14 protein-coding genes are annotated in these 16552 nt (G+C 71.8%); 9 read left to right on the forward strand and 5 right to left on the reverse strand.

Features of this window, described 5'->3' with window-relative positions; genetic code table 11:
• Nucleotides 1–358 precede the first annotated feature (358 nt).
• Nucleotides 359–925 carry a GNAT family protein gene (locus ACFYYT_RS34570; protein WP_351820741.1) on the forward strand — a complete coding sequence of 189 codons (567 nt, stop codon included), beginning with the start codon at nucleotides 359–361 and terminating at the stop codon, nucleotides 923–925.
• A 422-nt stretch (nucleotides 926–1347) separates the two neighbouring features.
• On the opposite strand, the gene ACFYYT_RS34575 is transcribed toward ACFYYT_RS34570, so the two are convergent.
• Together ACFYYT_RS34575 and ACFYYT_RS34580 are read right to left on the reverse strand one after the other, a co-directional pair.
• The gene (locus tag ACFYYT_RS34575) at nucleotides 1348–2589 is read right to left on the reverse strand and encodes a ParB/RepB/Spo0J family partition protein (protein WP_351820738.1); all 1242 of its coding nucleotides are present in this window, start codon (nucleotides 2587–2589) and stop codon (nucleotides 1348–1350) included.
• Nucleotides 2586–3746 (reverse strand): ParA family protein, encoded by a 1161-nt coding sequence (locus ACFYYT_RS34580; RefSeq protein ID WP_351820735.1) that lies wholly within the window; start codon nucleotides 3744–3746, stop codon nucleotides 2586–2588. Before ACFYYT_RS34580 ends, ACFYYT_RS34575 begins: the two co-directional genes overlap by 4 nt.
• 1329 nt (nucleotides 3747–5075) lie before the next feature.
• Here ACFYYT_RS34580 and ACFYYT_RS34585 point away from each other — a divergent pair.
• The 6 genes from ACFYYT_RS34585 to ACFYYT_RS34610 all read left to right on the forward strand — a co-directional run bounded on the left by ACFYYT_RS34585 (nucleotide 5076) and on the right by ACFYYT_RS34610 (nucleotide 12196).
• Nucleotides 5076–5780, forward strand: coding sequence for a hypothetical protein (locus ACFYYT_RS34585; RefSeq protein WP_351820732.1), 705 nt, complete (start codon nucleotides 5076–5078; stop codon nucleotides 5778–5780).
• Between the two features lie 51 nt (nucleotides 5781–5831).
• Nucleotides 5832–6248 (forward strand): hypothetical protein, encoded by a 417-nt coding sequence (locus ACFYYT_RS34590; RefSeq protein ID WP_351820729.1) that lies wholly within the window; start codon nucleotides 5832–5834, stop codon nucleotides 6246–6248.
• Between the two features lie 1103 nt (nucleotides 6249–7351).
• Entirely contained in the window at nucleotides 7352–8413 is a 1062-nt protein-coding gene (locus ACFYYT_RS34595; RefSeq protein ID WP_351820781.1) for a bifunctional DNA primase/polymerase, read from the forward strand.
• Nucleotides 8410–10026, forward strand: coding sequence for a phage/plasmid primase, P4 family (locus tag ACFYYT_RS34600; RefSeq protein ID WP_351820726.1), 1617 nt, complete (start codon nucleotides 8410–8412; stop codon nucleotides 10024–10026). The genes ACFYYT_RS34595 and ACFYYT_RS34600 overlap by 4 nt, the downstream gene beginning before the upstream one ends.
• Nucleotides 10027–10170: 144 nt before the next feature.
• A complete protein-coding gene (locus ACFYYT_RS34605; protein ID WP_351820723.1) occupies nucleotides 10171–10554 on the forward strand; it encodes a DUF6009 family protein in 384 nt (127 codons plus the stop codon).
• A 301-nt stretch (nucleotides 10555–10855) separates the two neighbouring features.
• Entirely contained in the window at nucleotides 10856–12196 is a 1341-nt protein-coding gene (locus tag ACFYYT_RS34610) for a phosphatase PAP2 family protein (protein WP_388610495.1), read from the forward strand.
• Between the two features lie 61 nt (nucleotides 12197–12257).
• On the opposite strand, the gene ACFYYT_RS34615 is transcribed toward ACFYYT_RS34610, so the two are convergent.
• The 3 genes from ACFYYT_RS34615 to ACFYYT_RS34625 all read right to left on the reverse strand — a co-directional run bounded on the left by ACFYYT_RS34615 (nucleotide 12258) and on the right by ACFYYT_RS34625 (nucleotide 14511).
• Nucleotides 12258–12692 carry a hypothetical protein gene (locus ACFYYT_RS34615; protein ID WP_351820720.1) on the reverse strand — a complete coding sequence of 145 codons (435 nt, stop codon included), beginning with the start codon at nucleotides 12690–12692 and terminating at the stop codon, nucleotides 12258–12260.
• 245 nt (nucleotides 12693–12937) lie between these two features.
• Nucleotides 12938–13834: an alpha/beta hydrolase gene (locus tag ACFYYT_RS34620; protein WP_351820717.1), complete on the reverse strand. Its 897-nt coding sequence runs from the start codon at nucleotides 13832–13834 to the stop codon at nucleotides 12938–12940.
• Nucleotides 13831–14511 carry a TetR/AcrR family transcriptional regulator gene (locus ACFYYT_RS34625; RefSeq protein WP_351820714.1) on the reverse strand — a complete coding sequence of 227 codons (681 nt, stop codon included), beginning with the start codon at nucleotides 14509–14511 and terminating at the stop codon, nucleotides 13831–13833. The genes ACFYYT_RS34620 and ACFYYT_RS34625 overlap by 4 nt, the downstream gene beginning before the upstream one ends.
• Before the next feature lie 169 nt (nucleotides 14512–14680).
• Between ACFYYT_RS34625 and ACFYYT_RS34630 the strand changes: the two genes are divergently transcribed.
• Together ACFYYT_RS34630 and ACFYYT_RS34635 are read left to right on the forward strand one after the other, a co-directional pair.
• Nucleotides 14681–15316, forward strand: a complete 636-nt coding sequence (locus ACFYYT_RS34630) for a TIGR03086 family metal-binding protein (protein ID WP_351820711.1) — start codon at nucleotides 14681–14683, stop codon at nucleotides 15314–15316.
• 45 nt (nucleotides 15317–15361) lie between these two features.
• Nucleotides 15362–16279 (forward strand): DUF6891 domain-containing protein, encoded by a 918-nt coding sequence (locus tag ACFYYT_RS34635; protein WP_351820708.1) that lies wholly within the window; start codon nucleotides 15362–15364, stop codon nucleotides 16277–16279.
• Nucleotides 16280–16552: the final 273 nt, after the last annotated feature.

Consider the following 16552-nt stretch of genomic DNA (forward strand, 5'->3'; position numbering starts at 1 on the left):
CCCCTCCCCCACCCCAGACTTTTGTCCGCGGACAAAAGTCGGCCCCACCGTTCCACCCCCGACCGACCCCCAGACTTTTGTCCGCGGACAAAAGTCCAAGCCCCCCACGCCTCCGGACCTACCCCCGGAACAGGCGCCGACTTTTGTCCGCGGACAAAAGTCGGCGGCAACGCCCACGCCAAAGCCCAAGGTCATGAAGTTACGGGTTGTGCAGCTTGTGGCGAGGAGGCCGGCGGGCCGGCCGGCCGCCCGCCCGGCATAGGGAGTGGGCCCGGTTGAGCGACGTTGTCCGTGTTGAGGGCTCCGCAGTCCGGTCAGTTAGGCTGGCGGGCAGCTCTCGGGGAGGAACACCAGATCGATGGCCACGCTCTCACTGCCCTTCAGTACGGAACGGCTCCTTCTGCGCCCGTTCACCCCGGACGACCTCGATGACTTGTATGCGTATCAGGGCCTCTCCGAAGTCGCTCGCTACCTCTACCGGCCGCCGCTTACTCGTGAACAGTGCGGGCAGAGTCTGACGCGGCGTGCCGGCGGCACCATGTGGGCCGAGGACGGCGACGACCTGGTGGTCGCCGTCTGCCCGGTCGGCGAGGCGAAGGTCGTCGGCGAGATCGTCCTGAAGCTCGCGAGCGCGAGGGCACGCCAGGTCGAGATCGGCTGGGCGTTCAACCCGGTGTACGGCGGCCGGGGTTACGCGGCCGAGGCGGCGCGTGCGATCGCCGAGCTGGCCTTTGCCGAGCTGGGTGCTCACCGGCTCTTTGCCCGCCTCGACGTGCTCAACACCGGATCGATGCGGATCTGCGAGCGCCTCGGCATGCGCCGGGAGGCACACCTTGTCGAGAACGACCTCGACGACGAGCGCTGGGGCAGCGAGTACGTCTACGCGATGCTCGCCCGAGAGTGGAAGGCCGATCAGGCCGGGTAGGAAGGCCACGCCGGGCAGCGGGACCGTCCTACGCCGCGTCCGGCTACCCGTAGATCCTGCTGGTGGCGCTGGTCGCCTGCGGCACCAGCGCCACGGTCCCTGTCCTTCGGGCCCGCACCATGTCCGGCGTCGGCCAGGAGGCCTACGCTCCCCCGACCGTCTACCAGCTGATCCGGATCGCCATCGCCGATAGCGCCGTGGACCTGATCGGCGCCATCGGCCGCGCGGTCCTGGACCACCTCATGCCCGCCGCCGCCTGCGGTGAGTCCTCGCGCCGTCAAGCGTCCACCCGGCACCCACCCCCACCGGAGATCTGCCTCCGCTCGGGCCCGACTTTTGTCCGCGGACAAAAGTCCGCGGCAACGCCCGAGGCCCCACCGCGCAGTGCGGTGGGGCCTCGGGCGTTGTTTCCGTGGACGCGGCTAACCGCGTCGGTTGTTCTCGATCAGCAGCATCGTCAGCTCGGCCCGGTGCTTGGGCGACATGTTGGCCCAGATCGCTTCGTACACCGCCTTGGGGTCCTGCCACGGAACCGAGGGGTCGTCTCCCCTCCCCTGCGAGGGGATCACACCCTCCGGCTCCCGCTCCTGATCCGGCTCCGCCACGGGCACGGGTGCCGACGGCAGCGCCACCGGCTCGACGGCCGGAGCCGAGACCGGAACGGACGGGGACGCGGCCACGAACACGGGCTCGGGCCTCAGCCCGGGCTCCGGCGTCGGCACCGCCATCGCCTCCGGCGGCAGGGTCGGCAGGGGGGCTTCGTCCTCCCGACTTTTGTCCGCGGACAAAAGTCGGGGCGGCTCCGGACCCCACTGCGGCTCCGGCTCCGGAGCCTGGGCCACTCCCCCGGCCCGGTCCGCCACCGGCTCCTGCGCGTTGCGCAGTATCTCCCGCTGCGCCGCTTTCGCCTCGGCTTCCTGCTGCTTGCTGTCCCGCAGGAACGTGAGCAGTTCGTCCGCCCCCGCACCCGGCCGGTCCTTCGCCGCACGCGCCAGGAGCCGCCCGTCCCGCTCGGGCAGTTCGCCGGAGCTCAGCAGCAGCTGGATCTCCTCCGGCAGCTCCAGCAGCACCAGCTGGTTGGTGACCCAGGACGGCGAACGCCCCAGCCGCTCGGCCGCCCGGGACTTCGCCCCGTGCTCGCGCCCTTCGTCGGCGCAGGTGTCCACGAGCTGCTGCACACCCCGCGCCCGCTCGATGACGTCGAAGTCCTCGCGCTCCAGGTTCTCGGCGAGGAGGTGGTCGATGAAATCGGTGCGCGAAGCGGCGAGGTCGTCGCGGACGACGAAGTCGAGGGACTCCAGCCCCACGTGAACGGCACTGCGGAACCGGCGCTCGCCGTTGATCAGGACATGCGTGGCATCGCCGATCCGTGCCGCGTGGTCGGGCCACAGCCCGAGATACGCGGCCCGCCCGACCACCACGCAGGCCGACAGCTGCGCCTGCCGCAGCTCCTCGCCGAAACGGGTCTTCTCCTCGTCCGTACCGAAGTTGCGGCGCGGGTTGAGGGGCGTGGGGGAGACCTGGTCGAGGCCGATCCGGACCAGCTCGTACGCCGGTACGTCGCCCTGCGCGACGGCCTTGGCCCGCCCCCGCTCGCTGCGCCCGCCGGCGCGGCGGGCATTGCTGAAGGCGGCCCCGGTACCCAGGAGGTCGCTCTTGCTCATGCGGTGATCCTCCGGGCGATCTCGCGCATGGCCTCGGACTGCTCGCACTCCGGGGCGTAGTGCAGGAGCGGCAGCTTGACGCGTACGGCCTCGCGCTGTTCCTTCAGGTCGGCGATGACGGTGATGACGGGCGGGTCGCCGAACTCCTTCCAGCTGTTGAGGGAGGAGGTGACGACGAAGCCCTTGCGGCTGTCGTAGAGGTTGACGACGAAACCGAGCTGGGCGATCTCGATGTCGAGGTCGTCGATGAGGTCCTCTAGCTGCTCGCTGAGCATGTCGTAAGCGTCGGCGGAGGTGTCCTCGGCCTGTACGGGAACGATGATGCCGGAGCTCTTCTCGGGCTCACCGTCACGGCTGCGGGCGTAGTAGAGCGCCGTGTCCATGGTGTACCCGAGGCTGGGCGGACAGTCGACGACGATGTAGTCGAACTCCTTCTCCAGGTCCTCCAGGGCCTTCTCCAGAGCGGTCTCCTTGGTCCGGACGTGGCGGGTGGTGGCCAGCCGGGCGTCGAGGAGGAAGGCGTCCTTGCAGGAGGGGAGCAAGAAGAGACGGCCTGCGAAGACCCCGTGCTCGATGGGGACGAGGAGGTCGCGGACCCGGCCCTCGATCTCACCGAGCATGTGCTTGGCGAGGCTGGGTTCCTTGATGGAGAGCATCTCGGCGCCGAGGTGGCGCGTCAGGTGCCCCTGCGGGTCGAAGTCGATGACGCAGACCCGGGCGCCCGTCTCGGCCAGGGCCTGGGAAACGCCGTTGCTGATGGCGCTCTTGCCGACGCCGCCCTTCTGGTTGCAGACGACGATCCGGCGGGCCCCTTCACTGGCGGGACGGCGACGGCCGACGGGGGAGGGGTGGGTGTCGAGCCACAGCCGGATCGACTGGGCGACACCCTGGTTGTACGGGATCTCCCGTACCCGGCAGTCCTCCTTGAACTCCCCGTACAGGCCGGTGGGGAGGTAGGTGGAGAACGAGGAGGCACCGGAGGTGTCCACCGTGGTGGCCGCCGAGGCGTCGTCACGCCAGGCGTGGATCCCCTCGGTGACGGCGTCCTGGATGTCCACGCCCAACTGGGCTGCACGGACCTTGAGTTCCTGCCTGAGGGATGCCGGCAGCTTGGCGACTACCTTTTCCCTGGTTTCCGGATCGTATGGGGCGCTCATGCGGGTACCTTACTAACCTTCCCTCCGGAAGGCGAAGAGGCACACCACAACACGCTGAGCGGATTTGCCGGAACTTGCCCTGAAACCCCACCCTCTGACGGCGGCCCGGCGAGCTCACCGCTCCTCCCGGGCGGATTGAGCCGTTGGGGGTACCCGGGACCGCTGCGGACCCCCGTTCAGGATGATCAAAAGCCCTGTGCGGCCCTCTGGCGCCCTCACAGGTGAAGAAAGGTCACATCGCACCGGGTCCCCTCTGTTCGACGCCCTGAGGCACCGTTCTGTGGGTCGATTTTCGCCCCGAGACGCCGAAATCCTCCACGAACGGCATCCAGGACGACCTCCACGACGGCGTCGACGAGGAGCCGGGCCGGCCGCGGTCACCATCGCAAGCGCGTTCTTGTCCGCTGTCGACCGCGGACCGTACATCCCAGGGGCCAGCCCCTGGACCCCGCCAGCGCCTGGCCGCGCTGGACCGGCCGTGGCATGGGGGGCTACTCGCCCCCCAGACCCCCTCGCCAGGCGCTCGGGCGCCCTGGACCCGCTCACCCTCGCGCCCTGCCCCGCCTCCCTGACGGTCGGCGGTCCACCCCTCGGGCGCGGGGCGCCCTCACTGGGCACGAGGGCCTGAGAAGAACACCGCACCGAGGAGGAGTCGGGCTGAGGTGGGGGAGTGGCGGCATCGACTCGACTGCGGACCGGCCCGGGTGAAGGTGCGTCGGCCTAGACCGGTGGCCGGTGAGCGGTGGGTGGTGGAGGCAACGGGCAGCCGGCGCGCCGATCCGGCTCAAAGGAGGCCCGGAGAGGAAGGTGCGCAAGAGGAGGAACGACACGCAGCACTCAACTGCCCAAGCCGCCCAGAGTGTCGGCACTAGCGCCGTACGAGTTGCTCTTGAGTAAGAGCGCGCCCCGTTTACACGCCTCTGACCTGCATGTTTGCGCCAGGGGATGTGTCCCCCAGGACACATTTCGCCACCCCAAGTGTGTACCCAGCGAGCACATTTGGCGGAAAACTCAAGCACCCGTGGATTTTTTCGGGACGCCGATCCCTCCTGGAACACCCCAGGTCAGAGCGTTGGCCGGAAACGCCGAAGCGCCTCGCGCACCCCCTCCGGCTCGAACAAGGTGTGCCGCCATCGCGACAACCGAACTCAAGGAGCGGTGTACTTTCGGGCCCTCCCCGCAAAATAAGTCCATCAGTCGTGTAGTTTCGGCGCAGGCGCGGGGGAGGGGTCGTGCAAGACCGTCGTTGCGGCGCGCCGACGCGTCAAAAGACAAGCCCTCGTTGATTTTTTGGATAGTCTCGGACCGCCTGAGTAACAAGGAGGTCCTGTGACATCTGATCCGCCCGCCCGTCGTCGACAGCGCGGGCCCCGGCCTGTTCCCGTTCCCGCCACCGCGGGCAGCGACGCCGAGTACGGAGACATCCTGGCCGTCCTCGGTCAGCAACTCGGAGAACAGGTCGCGCAAGTCGCCGATCCCAGCGGCCGCCGCCGGCTCAAGGGCGTCCATCTCGAATACGCCGCGGACCCGAGATCCGTCCACGACATGGCCGGAGGCTCCGGCTACAGCCTGGCCAGCAACTGGTTCACCCAGCTCCTGGCCCAACTGGCCGTGGCCAACAGCATCACCAAGTCCCAGCTGTGTGTCTTCCTGTTCGTCGCGGGCGGGCAGGTGCCGGGCACGGGCATCACCCAGTACACGCAGCAGGAGATCACCGACGGGCTGAACAAGATCGCCGCGCAGAAGGGCGGCAAGATGATCACTCGTTCGACTGTCAATCGTGCCGTCCAGGCACTGTGCGGTTACAACTGGGTGGAGAAGGCCGGGAACGGCCGGATCCAGATCAACGTGCGTCTGTGGTTCCAGGGCAACAGCACCGCCCAGCAGGAGGTTCTCGCGGAAATCGCCGAGAAGCACGGCAACGACCCCGAGTCGTTCCCGTACGCGCTGGGACCGGAGGGAGCCCACCAGGAGCAGCTCGACCTCGACTTCGGAGTTGAGGTTCCCGCTCCCGGAAGGAGGCGTACCGGGTGATAGTGCTGTCAGGCCCACGCACGGGCGACCGTTCACGAGGAAGGCCATCCCATGGCTAACGTCATGTCTCCGATCGTCGCGGAGCGCATCTGGGCCCTGCCGCTCTCAGGGTCCGCCGTCAAGTTCCTCCAGTACCTCGTCTCCCGCAGCGACTTCGGGGGAGCGCTGCCGGTCCGCCAGAAGGACATGGCGGCCGAGTACGGGGTCACCCCCCAGGCCGTCAGCGGGCTCATGGCCCCGCTGTGCGACCTGAACATCGTGTTGCGCCCGCGCAGCGAGGAGCGCAACGGCAACTCCTACCGGCTGCACCCGCTCGCGGCGAAGTACGAGGGACCGGAGGCGATGGAGGCGGCGTTCCGTACGGCGCTCGTCCGCATCCAGGCGGGGGACCTGCCCAACCTGAAGCTGCCCACCTACCACCAGGCTCCGCCCACCCCCACGGGCCGGCCCAAGCTCCAGGTCGCCTGAGCAACGCGGAACCCGTCGGAAGACGTCGGAGTCCGTGGGGACCCGTAGGCATCCTCCGGAACCCCGGACAAGACAGAAGGCCCCTCCACCATGGTGGAGGGGCCTTCCGCGCCTGAGTAACAGTTGGTCCCCGGAGTATATCCGCCGGGCCCGGTCTGCACACAGCTGTCATCGATTACGTCCCCCGACCGTGTTCCCGGGCGCCCGCAAGGTGACGGATTCTTCGCCCTCTCCGGTTGCCGGTCCTTTCGGTCCCTCCGTCCCTCGGCCGTTCCCCGGCGCTCCGTTCGGTCCCTGAGGCGACACGCCGGAGCCGGCAGCGTCTGCCCACTGCTTCGGGTCTGTTTCAGCCCCTCGTCGTTCAGTCCCTCCCTTTTCGGTCCCTGTACTGAAACCGCAGGTCAGAGCCGTTTTCATGGCATGGCCAGGGACTGAAGTGACTCAACTTTCCTGTTTCCAGACTTTATGTGTGCGTGCGTATGCGCGGGCGTATGAACCTTGTAGTGCCATATTTGAGTTATAACTGCGAAGTTGAGTCCCTTCGGTCCCTTGGGGGACGGCGGAAACCCCGCTGACCTGCAGGTTTGGCAGGGACTGAAAGGGTCAGGGACCGAAGCGTGCACGACGGCCGTTCGGACCCTGGTCAGGGTGGAGAGGGGGAGGGGTGGAGAAAGGGACCCGAAAAGGGCCTCGCGGCTCCGGAGGCTCCGGGCCGGCCCCGGGCCCCCTCCCGGGCGGAGGGACCGAAGCGGCACGAGGGGCGGCCGCAGGGGCCCCCGGGAGCCGGAGCGCACAAAACCCTCACCCCAAGGGACTCAAGGGACTGTAAAACTCATGAGAGGCCACGCGACCTGCGAGGTTCCTGTCAGCCTGCTGCGCTAGGCTCCGGCATAGTGAAAGTTCGGTCCCTTCAGTCCCTCGGTCCCTGACCGAACGGGCCCGAACCGCCCGTCAAAGACCGCACTGGACCACTGACATCGCAGGGTGCCCCGTCGAGGAAGCAGAACGTGCCAGCCGATCCCGCCACCCCGCCTCACGCCGCCTCCGCCACGGCTGAGCAGCGGCTCGGCGTCGCGCGCTGGTTCGCGTCGCGCGGCTATCCGGTGCATCCGCTCGCCCCCGGAGCCAAGACCCCGCCCCCGAACTGCCCCGGCTGCCGCACCGACCCGCACCCGCCCGCCGCCTGCCCCTGCCACGCCGGCCACGGCTGGTGCCACGGCTTCCACGCCGCGACCACCGACCCCGAGGTGCTCGCCACCTGGTGGCGCGTGGAGCCCCGGTCCGGGGTGGGGGTCTCCTGCGGTCCGGCCGGGCTGGTCGTCCTCGACGTCGACGCCCACGGGGCGCCCGTCCCCGCACGCGACCGCCTCCTGCCGGGCATCCCGATCGACGACCGCGTCGACCTGACGGGACTGACCTCCGGCTACGACACCCTCGCCCTGCTCGCCGCGCACCGGGCGCGGCCCCACCCCGCCGAGGACACGGCCACCCTGCGCGTGCGGACCCCGTCGGGCGGTCTGCACGTCTGGTACCGGCTGCCCCTCGGCAGCCCGCGCTTCCGCTCCTCCAGCGGCTCCGGGGCGCGCGTCGCGCTCGCCTGGCAGGTCGACGTACGGGCGAGCGGGGGTTACATCGTCGCGCCCGGCACCCGCACCGCCGCCGGGCCGTACGAGGCGCTGCCCGGGGCCCGCACCCCGGCGCCGCTGCCCCTGTGGCTCGGCGCCGAGCTGACCCGTACCGGCCACGCCCTCGCACCGTACGCCGCCCGTCCCGCGCGGGATCCCCTACGAGAGCCCCTACGCGGCCCCAGAGGTGCCGCCGCGCCGGGAACCCCGTCAGGGGCCGCACGGGGCCCCGTACGGCCCCTGACGCCCCGCGGGGAGGGCCGGGACGCCCACCGCATCCTGCGGCCCCTCCTGGACGCCGTACGCGCCTGCGCGTCCGCCCCCAGCGGTACCGCGTTCACCGAGAAGCTCAACCGCGCCGCCTTCACGGCGGGCGGCCTGGCCGCCGCCGGGCACCTCCAGCACGCCGACTGCGCCGGCCTGCTGGCCGCGGCCGCCGACGCCGCGCGGCCCCACCAGAGCCGCAGGAACCAGCTCGTCATCGACTCCGCACTCCGCGCCGGCGGCACCCGCCCGATCCACCCCGAGGGACGTTCATGAGCAGCGCAGGCAGTACCGGCTTCGACGCGCACGCCGCCGCCGAGCAGCTCGCCGTGTTCACCGCGGACCCCGCCCCGGACGCCGCCCAGGCCCAGCTGCCCGCCCAGCAGGCCGCCCAACAGGCTGTCCAGCAGGTGGCCGCCCCCGCCCGCTCCCGTCCCGGCGACTACGTCCAGTCCGGCCTGCTGGCCAACCTGTCCGACCGCGGCAACGCCAAGCTCTTCGCCCACCTCCACAGCCACCGCTTCCGGCACGTCGAGGGCCTCGGCTGGTACGTGTGGGACGTCTACCGCTGGAAGCGCACCGGCGGCGAGAAGGCGGCCGTCTGGGCCGCCGGGGACATGGCCGAGGAGATGCCCCTGCACGACCCGCGCGGGCTCTTCACCGACCGCGAGCTCACCCAGCACCGCAAGCGCGCCATGTCCACCTCAGGTGTCAAGGCGATGCTCGCGCAGGCCAAGGCCTCGCCCGAACTCGCCCTGGACCCCGACTCCCTCGACGGCGACAAGTACGCCCTGTGCACCCCGGCGGGCGTGGTCGACCTGCGCACCGGCGCCCTGCGCGCCCCCGACCCGCGCCGCGACCTGCACTCCAGGGCTACCTACGTGGCGCCCCAGCCCATTCCCACCCCCCGCTTCGAGCGGTTCCTGACCGAGACCTTCGGGGGTGACGACAAGGGCAAGGAGATGATCCACTTCCTTCACCTCCTGCTCGGGTACTCCATCACCGGCGACGTCGGCGGCCAGGTCCTGCCCTTCCTGTACGGCATCGGTGCCAACGGCAAGTCCGCGCTCATGGACGTGGTCATCAAGATCCTCGGGGACTACGCGGACGTCGCCCCGCCCGGCTTCCTGATGGAGCGCGGCAAGTTCAACGAGCACTCCACCGAGCTCACCGAACTCCACGGCCGGCGGCTGTTCGTCTGCAGCGAGCTCAAGCCCCACGACAAGTTCGACGAGGCCCGCGTCAAGCTCCTCACCGGCGGCGACCGCCTGAAGGCCCGCCGGATGCGGCAGGACTACTTCAGCTTCGAGCCCACCCACAAACTGTGGCTGCTGGGCAACCACCGCCCCGAGGTGGGCACCGGCGGCCACGCCTTCTGGCGGCGCATCCGCCTCATCCCCTTCGACCGGGTCGTCCCCGACCACCGCAAGATCGACAACCTGGCCGAGGAACTCGTCGCCGACGAGGGCCCCGGCATCCTCCAGTGGATGGTCGACGGCGCCATGGCCTACCTCGCGACGAAGCCCTCCCTGGGCGGCCCCACCGTCGTCCGTACGGCCACCCAGGCGTACGCCACCACCGAGGACCACATCGGACGCTTCCTCGCCGAGTGCTGTACGACGGCCGCCGGACCGGACCTCTCCGAGCCCCGCGACCTGCGGGTCGAGCAGGGCGCCCTCTACCGCGCGTACAGCGTCTGGTGCCAGGAGGGCGAAGGCCTGCGCCCCGCCACCACCCGCGCCTTCGCCACCCGGATCCGCGCCGAGGCCGGTCTCTCCTCGCCGAGCGAGATGCTCCGCTCGAACGGCCAGAAGTTCTATCCGGGCCTCGCCCTGCTCGCCGAGGAGCCCCTCGCGCCCGACGCGGCGAACCGGTCCCCCCGTGGGTGAACCGACCCGACGTACTGTCCGCAGCCCGGCGACCCCTCTACGATGGACGCAGACCACCGCCAGGCACCGCACTGCCGCCGCCATAGCCGTCCGCGACCGCCCCGCTTCTAGGGTGAGACGTGACACCGAGGAAGGACGAAGGCTATGAGTTCGCTGCTCGAACCGAGCGATCTCGCCCACGAGGTCAAAGTGGTGTGGCTGGAGGACCCCGAAGAGCTCGACTACGTGCGCCAGGCCCTCGACAAGACCCCGCGCCGCCGGGGCAGGCCGCGCTACTACCGCGACGGCCGCATGATCGGCTTCACCGAGCTCGGTGCGACGGCCGAGGCCGACCCCGACAGCGGTCTGCAGAAGCGCCGCGTCTTCTACCTCCTCCCGCACGACCGGGACGCCGAGCCCAACGGCCTGTACCGCGAGGGCGCTCCGGGCGAAGCGGTCGACCCCCGCACGATCGAGCCCCGCAAGGTCGGCCTCAAGACCCCCCGCTCCCAGCGTGGTCTGACCCCGGCCGAGCCCACGGTCGCCTGACCCGACGCCGCCCCGCTTCCCCTTCCTCCGGTCCCTGACCGGGGCGGAAGCGGGGCGGAGCCATGTCCCGCCCCGGACGGCCGGGGCGGACCTGTGCGGGGCACGACCCCGCCGCGCCTTCCCGCGCTCCACAGCGCTGTCCCCGCGCGCTGTCACCGCGCTTCCGCCCGCCCCGCCGACGCGGTTCGGCCGATTCCGGGCGTCTGGCGCCTCCCACCCCTCCGTTAACATGTTCGAGCTCGCGGCTACCGTGCTGACAAAACGATTAATCGGCTGAAAATTGAAATCTAGGGAAACGCGAGTGCTTTCGCGAACAGACGGCAACACCACCACCACCGCCTGGCGCCGGCCACGCGTGGTGCTGTGGACCGCGGCGAGCGTGGTGACCCTCGCGTTCCTGATCGCGCTGGAGATCGCCGCGCGCCGGTACGGCGAGCCGGGTCCGGTCACCGCCCAGGCGCAAGAGGTGATCTTCGCCCCCAAGTCGGGCACGGTGCTCTACGCCGGCATGGCCCTGATGATGGTGGTCCTCACCTGGCGCCAGCGCTTCATCGCGCTCGGCGCCGCCGTCGGCATCGACCTCGTCTTCTGGCTGGTGCGCTGGGCCGTCGACGCCAAGATGATGTACGGCAACGGTGCCCTGTGGGTGACGCTGGCCTGCGCCGTCATCGCCCTCACGCGCCGCACCGGACGGGAACGCCGCCTGCTGCTGGGCGGCGTGGGGCTGGCCCTGCTGCTGGTGGCCGGCCGCAAGACCGGTTACACCTGGCTGCTGATCACCTCCAAGACCCGTCCGATGGTGCTCGACCAGTACGTGGCGACGGCCGACCACGCGCTGGGCAACCCGTCCTGGCTGGCGGGCCGCATCGTCGAGGCCACCGGCACCGTCGGCGCCCACGTCCTGGAGTTCGTCTACATCCAGCTCGCGGTGGCCGCCGTCGCCGTCGCCCTCTACCAGCTGCGCCACGTCGCGGCCGAGCGCCGTTTCCCGCGCCACCACCTGGTGCGCACCTTCCTGGTGATCGGCCTGCTCGGACCCGGCATCTACATGATCTTCCCGGTGGTCGGACCGATCCTGGCCTACGGCGCCGACGGCGGGCACTGGGCGGTGGCCAACCTCTGGCCGAACACGCCGCCGCCGCTCGGCACCCCCCGGCCGATGCCCTTCGACGAGATCACCCCGCGCAACTGCATGCCCAGCCTGCACACCGCATGGGCCACCGCGATCTTCGTGCACTCCCGCAAGGGCCCGCGCGCCCTGCGCTACGCGGGCACGTTCTGGCTGATCGCCACCCTCGGCGCGACCCTGGGCTTCGGCTACCACTACGGCGCGGACATAGTCGCCGGCGTGGTGTTCACCCTGACCATCGAGATCGGCCTGCGCTCGCTGGACCGCGGCTGGGACCGGCGCGGCCTCCGGCTGGCCGGCTACGGCACCGCCGTCTTCGCCGCGCTCCTGGCCTCGTACCGCTACCTGCCGGTGACGATGGCCGAGCACCGCTGGCTGTTCGGCCCGCTGATCATCCTGGCGACGGCCTCGGTGATCTACGGCTACGTCCGCACCACCCGCGTCTGGGACCGCACCCCCGCCTCGGCCCCCGTGCCGCAACCCCGCCGCGAAGCACAACCCGAACTGGTCTGACCCCCCGGGGCCGGGAGCACCACGCTCCCGGCCCCGCCGGTTTTCCGCGCCGGGGCGCCGCTCAGGGCAGTCCGCGCCAGCGCCGGGTCCGGGAGATGAGCAGCACCGGAAGGCCCACGACCCAGACCAGCCCGCCGATGACGACCACCCCGCTCCAGAACGCCGACCCCCGCCCGGCGTCCGGCGCCACCCGGGCCATGAGGAAGAACGGGCCGAGGACGAGGGCGGGACCGGCCACCCACCAGGCCAGGTAGGTGGCCAGGACGTCGAGCACGCGCAACCGGGTCCGCTCCAGGACGTGATAGGGGGTGGTCGACGTACCACCGCCCACGGCGCCCGGCACGTACTGCGTCGCCCCCACCAACAGCCGGTACCGGCGCAGCGGCACGACCGGCATGTAGCTGATCACGAACCATTCCGTGGCGTGGTGGCTCCCGTCCGACTGCCGTCGGCCGAAGCCCAGGTACTTGGTTCCGATGCCGTTCCACGTCGACATGCCGCATCCCCTCCCCGGAGCCGCGCCGCGCCGTCCCGGAAGGAGCCCGCGGCGCACACGTCCCCACGGTAGGGAAACGGACAGGGCGGGGAGGGAAATCGGCCACACTCGTCCCGCCGGCGGGAGCGCGCCGTAGGATCACCCGACCGTCAGCCGGTCGCGAGCCGGTCCGTTCGAGCGGTTCCAGCCGTTCGGCCTGTTCTAGCCGTTCGATCTCTTCGGTCCCTTCAGTCCCTCCGGTCCCTTCAGTCCCTCCGGTCCCTCAGGTCCCCGCTCCTTCTTTCTTCGAGTTCCTCCAGGAACGGGACGACCGCATCGATGAAGTGCTCGTTCCGGTCGCCCGCCACCATGTGCCCCGCGCCGGCCACATCGACGCGCCGAGCCCCGGGCACCCGCTCGCAGAACTGCTCGGCGACGTCCTCGCGCAGGACGTCGCTGATCCCGCCGCGCACCAGCAGGACCGGTACGTCGGCCCGGCACGCGGCGTCGAGGAGGCGTTCCGCCATGCCGGGCGGGTCCATCCGCCCCTCGAAGGCGTCCAGCATCCGGGGGTCCCAGTGCCAGACCCAGCGGTCACCCTCCCGCCGCAGGTTGTGCCGCAGCCCCTCGGGCCCGTCCGGAGGCCGCCGGTGCGGCAGCCCGGCGGAGACCGCCACGGCCGCGTCACCGATCTCGGCGAACCCGTCCGCGTGGCGGCGCATGAACGCGGCGATCCGGTGGAACCCGCGGGGATCCGGCCGGTGCGCGACGTCGACGAGCACCAGGGCGCGCACCGCCGCGCCCGGCGGCTCTCCGGCGGCGAGCAGCGCACTCAGCCCGCCGAGCGAGGCGCCGACGAGCACCGGCCGGCCGCCGAGTGCGGCGACGAGCGCCCGGACGTCCTCGGCGTACCGGCCGAGGTCGTAATCGCCGTCGGCCGGCCATCCGCTGGCGCCGTGTCCCCGCAGGTCCGGGGCCACGACCCGCCATCCCAGCGCGGCCAGCCGGGGGCCGGTCCGGCCCCAGGAATGCCGGGTCTGGCCGCCGCCGTGCAACAGGACCAGGGGCGGCGCGGACGCCTCGCCCCACACCTCCGCGACGAGCCGGATCCCGTCGCCGCCCACGAAGTGGCGGGTGCGGGGCGCTGCCGCGCCGGCCGTCATGCCGTGCCCCCCGCCTCGGCCCTGCCGCCCGCCTCGCCCACTCCGGTCCGGAGGCGCAGCGGTGCGAGCAGCCGGTCGCGGTGCGGATCGGCGGCCGCCGCGGCGAGAGCGACGTCCAGCGCGAACAGGGCGCGCGCGAGGAACCGGTCGTCGTCGATCAGATGGGCGACCCACTGGTGCAGCGCGCCCACGCACGAGGTGGCGACCACATCGGCCAGGGCGTCCGTGTCGATGTCCGGGCGCAGGAGCCCCCGCGTCCGTTCCTCCGCCATCGCCCGGCGGAGCCGGGGGAGCGGACCCCGGTGGAGGACGAGGCCGCTGTCCTCCCAGCCGCGCACCATGCGGCGGGAGACCACCGGGTCCGCCACGAACAGCCGGACGGTCGCCACGACGACCCGGCGCGGGCCGCCGTCTCCCGGCTCCGGCTCCGGGGCCGCCAGCCGCCGGTCGAGCTCGTCGGCGAACGCGGCGGCGAGCGCCTCCCAGATCTTCTCGCGCGGCCCGATCAGGTTGTACACGGTGGCCGGCGCGACCTCCGCCCGCGCGGCGATCCGCTCGGTGCTGATCGCCGCCTCCGGGCCCTCCCGCAACAGCTCGCGCGTCGCCTCCAGGATCCGGGCCCGCCGCCGGGCCTTGTGCTGCTCGCGCAGCCCGTGCTCCACGCCACCCGCCCGCATCCCGCCCACACCCCTAAAACTTGGAGAGGGCTCCAAATTTAGAGAGACCTCTTCATACGGTCAAGAGCTGCGCGGGGTACCGCGGCGCGGGAGAGTGGGGGTGGGGCGGAGGCCGCCGCCCGGTTCTGCCTGGTGGTACGGGACGACGGACGACCCGGAGGAGCGAGCGATGGCAGAGACGACGGAACCGACGACGGAACCGACGGCCTTCGACTTCGGCCCCCAGGCCCGGATCGTGGCCGCTCTCGCGGCGGGCGTCCCGGACGCCCGCCTCACGGACCGGACGCCCTGTCCCGAGTACGCCGTCGGTGACCTGCTGGCCCACCTCGCGGGACTCGCCGTCGCCTTCCGCGACGCCGCCCGCAAGGACCTGGGCCCCACGACGGACACGGCCCCCGGCCCGGGCGTGCTGCCCCCGCTGCCCGCCGGCTGGCGCGAGGAGATCCCCCGGATCCTGGACGAGCTGGCCGAAGCCTGGAGGGACCCGGCCGCCTGGGCCGGCCTGACCCGCGCGGGCGGCGTGGACCTGCCCGGCGACGTCGCCGCCGCGGTGGCCGCCGACGAGCTGGTGGTGCACGGCTGGGACCTGGCCCGCTCCACCGGCCAGGGCTACGCGCCCGACCCGGCGGCGCTGCACGCCTCGCACGCGTTCCTGCTGGCGGCCGCCGGGGAAGCGGACGGCGGCGGGGGCATCTTCGGCCCCGTCGTGCCCGTCCCGCAGGACGCCCCGCTGCTGGCCCGGACCGTCGGCCTGAGCGGCCGCGACCCCGCCTGGACCCCGCCGACGCCGTCCCCGTCCCCGTAGGGACCCGTCGTCCCGGCTGCCGGAGGGGTGTGCCAGAGTCGGCGCATGCTCGAGATCATGGTGATGACGGAGAACGGGGAGCGGCACGTCCGTGCCTCCCCCGAGGAGCTGGCCGCGCTGGTCGGGCGGATCGGCGGCGACGGCGACCGGTTCCTGGTGGTCCAGCGGATACCCGACCTGCCCGACGTCTTCGCCCAGGTGTGGCACGAATCCGGTGGCGACTACACCCTGGAGCACCGCGACGGCGGCCCCGGGCGACACTTCCGCACCATGGCCGACGGGCCCGGGACCGTGATCGCGGCGCTGACCGGCTGGGCCCGCCAGGAGGCCGGCTGGGGAGCCGGTCTCGGCTGGTCGCTGCTGGACACGGGCCCCGCCCGCGAGGCGCCGCCGCTCGAACTCGGCGGGGACGAGCTCGCGGTCCTGGAGGGGCGCGTCCGCGAGGTGCTGGCCGCCGGTTACGCCACCCGCGCCGAACTGGCCGAGCTCGCCGAGGACTACCTGGTCACCCGGGACCGCAGGCCCGTTTCGCGCGAGCAGGCGCAGGCGCTGGCCGACCGGCTGTGGCTGGAGCGGGTCGCGGAGCAGGCCCCCTGGCGGGGCGAGACCGACCCCGAGCGGCTCACCCGCGCGTTCACCGCCCTGAGCGACGCCGGAATCACCGCGCGCGAGCACTTCACCTGCTGCCGTGGCTGCGGCGACTCCGAGATCGGCGGGGAGAGCGGCCCCGACGCCCGCGGCTTCGTCTACTTCCACACCCAGTGCACGGACTCCGCCGCGGCCGGCGGCGGCCTGACGCTCCTCTACGGCGGCTTCGACGGCTCGTCCGAGACCACCGTCGCCATCGGCCACGAGGTCGTGGCCGCCCTCCGGGCGGTCGGGCTCGGCGTCGAGTGGGACCACGACCCGGGCCGCGCCCTCACCGTCACCCCCCTGGACTGGCGCCGCCGCCTGATCGGCTGACACCCCGCGCAGCCGCTCCGGGCGCGTACGGCCGCTCACTCCGGGTGAGATCCGGGGGCTCCGGGGGTGAGGCGCCCCATAGGACCCACGTCACACACGATCCCGGATAGTAGCTTCCGCAGGCCCTGTCGGCCCCGCCGCGCACCGGCCGCACCGCCGGGCCGGGGGTCCCGCTCTCCGAGGGTGGCTAGTATCCGGGGTCTTTGCCAGGGCGGCGGGCCGTCTGTAGAACTGGATGAGTCGCCGGACGGCACGGGTGCTCCACCCGCCGGC

Source organism: Streptomyces sp. NPDC002032 (assembly GCF_042890765.1).
Taxonomy (GTDB): Bacteria; Actinomycetota; Actinomycetes; order Streptomycetales; family Streptomycetaceae; genus Streptomyces.

Coding starts and splice junctions, on each gene's coding strand:
- ACFYYT_RS34570 (WP_351820741.1), top strand. CDS start 359: ATGGCCACGCTCTCACTGCCCTTCAGTACGGAACGGCTCCTTCTGCGC.
- ACFYYT_RS34575 (WP_351820738.1), bottom strand. CDS start 2,589: ATGAGCAAGAGCGACCTCCTGGGTACCGGGGCCGCCTTCAGCAATGCC.
- ACFYYT_RS34580 (WP_351820735.1), bottom strand. CDS start 3,746: ATGAGCGCCCCATACGATCCGGAAACCAGGGAAAAGGTAGTCGCCAAG.
- ACFYYT_RS34590 (WP_351820729.1), top strand. CDS start 5,832: ATGGCTAACGTCATGTCTCCGATCGTCGCGGAGCGCATCTGGGCCCTG.
- ACFYYT_RS34600 (WP_351820726.1), top strand. CDS start 8,410: ATGAGCAGCGCAGGCAGTACCGGCTTCGACGCGCACGCCGCCGCCGAG.
- ACFYYT_RS34605 (WP_351820723.1), top strand. CDS start 10,171: ATGAGTTCGCTGCTCGAACCGAGCGATCTCGCCCACGAGGTCAAAGTG.
- ACFYYT_RS34615 (WP_351820720.1), bottom strand. CDS start 12,692: ATGTCGACGTGGAACGGCATCGGAACCAAGTACCTGGGCTTCGGCCGA.
- ACFYYT_RS34620 (WP_351820717.1), bottom strand. CDS start 13,834: ATGACGGCCGGCGCGGCAGCGCCCCGCACCCGCCACTTCGTGGGCGGC.
- ACFYYT_RS34625 (WP_351820714.1), bottom strand. CDS start 14,511: ATGCGGGCGGGTGGCGTGGAGCACGGGCTGCGCGAGCAGCACAAGGCC.
- ACFYYT_RS34630 (WP_351820711.1), top strand. CDS start 14,681: ATGGCAGAGACGACGGAACCGACGACGGAACCGACGGCCTTCGACTTC.
- ACFYYT_RS34635 (WP_351820708.1), top strand. CDS start 15,362: ATGCTCGAGATCATGGTGATGACGGAGAACGGGGAGCGGCACGTCCGT.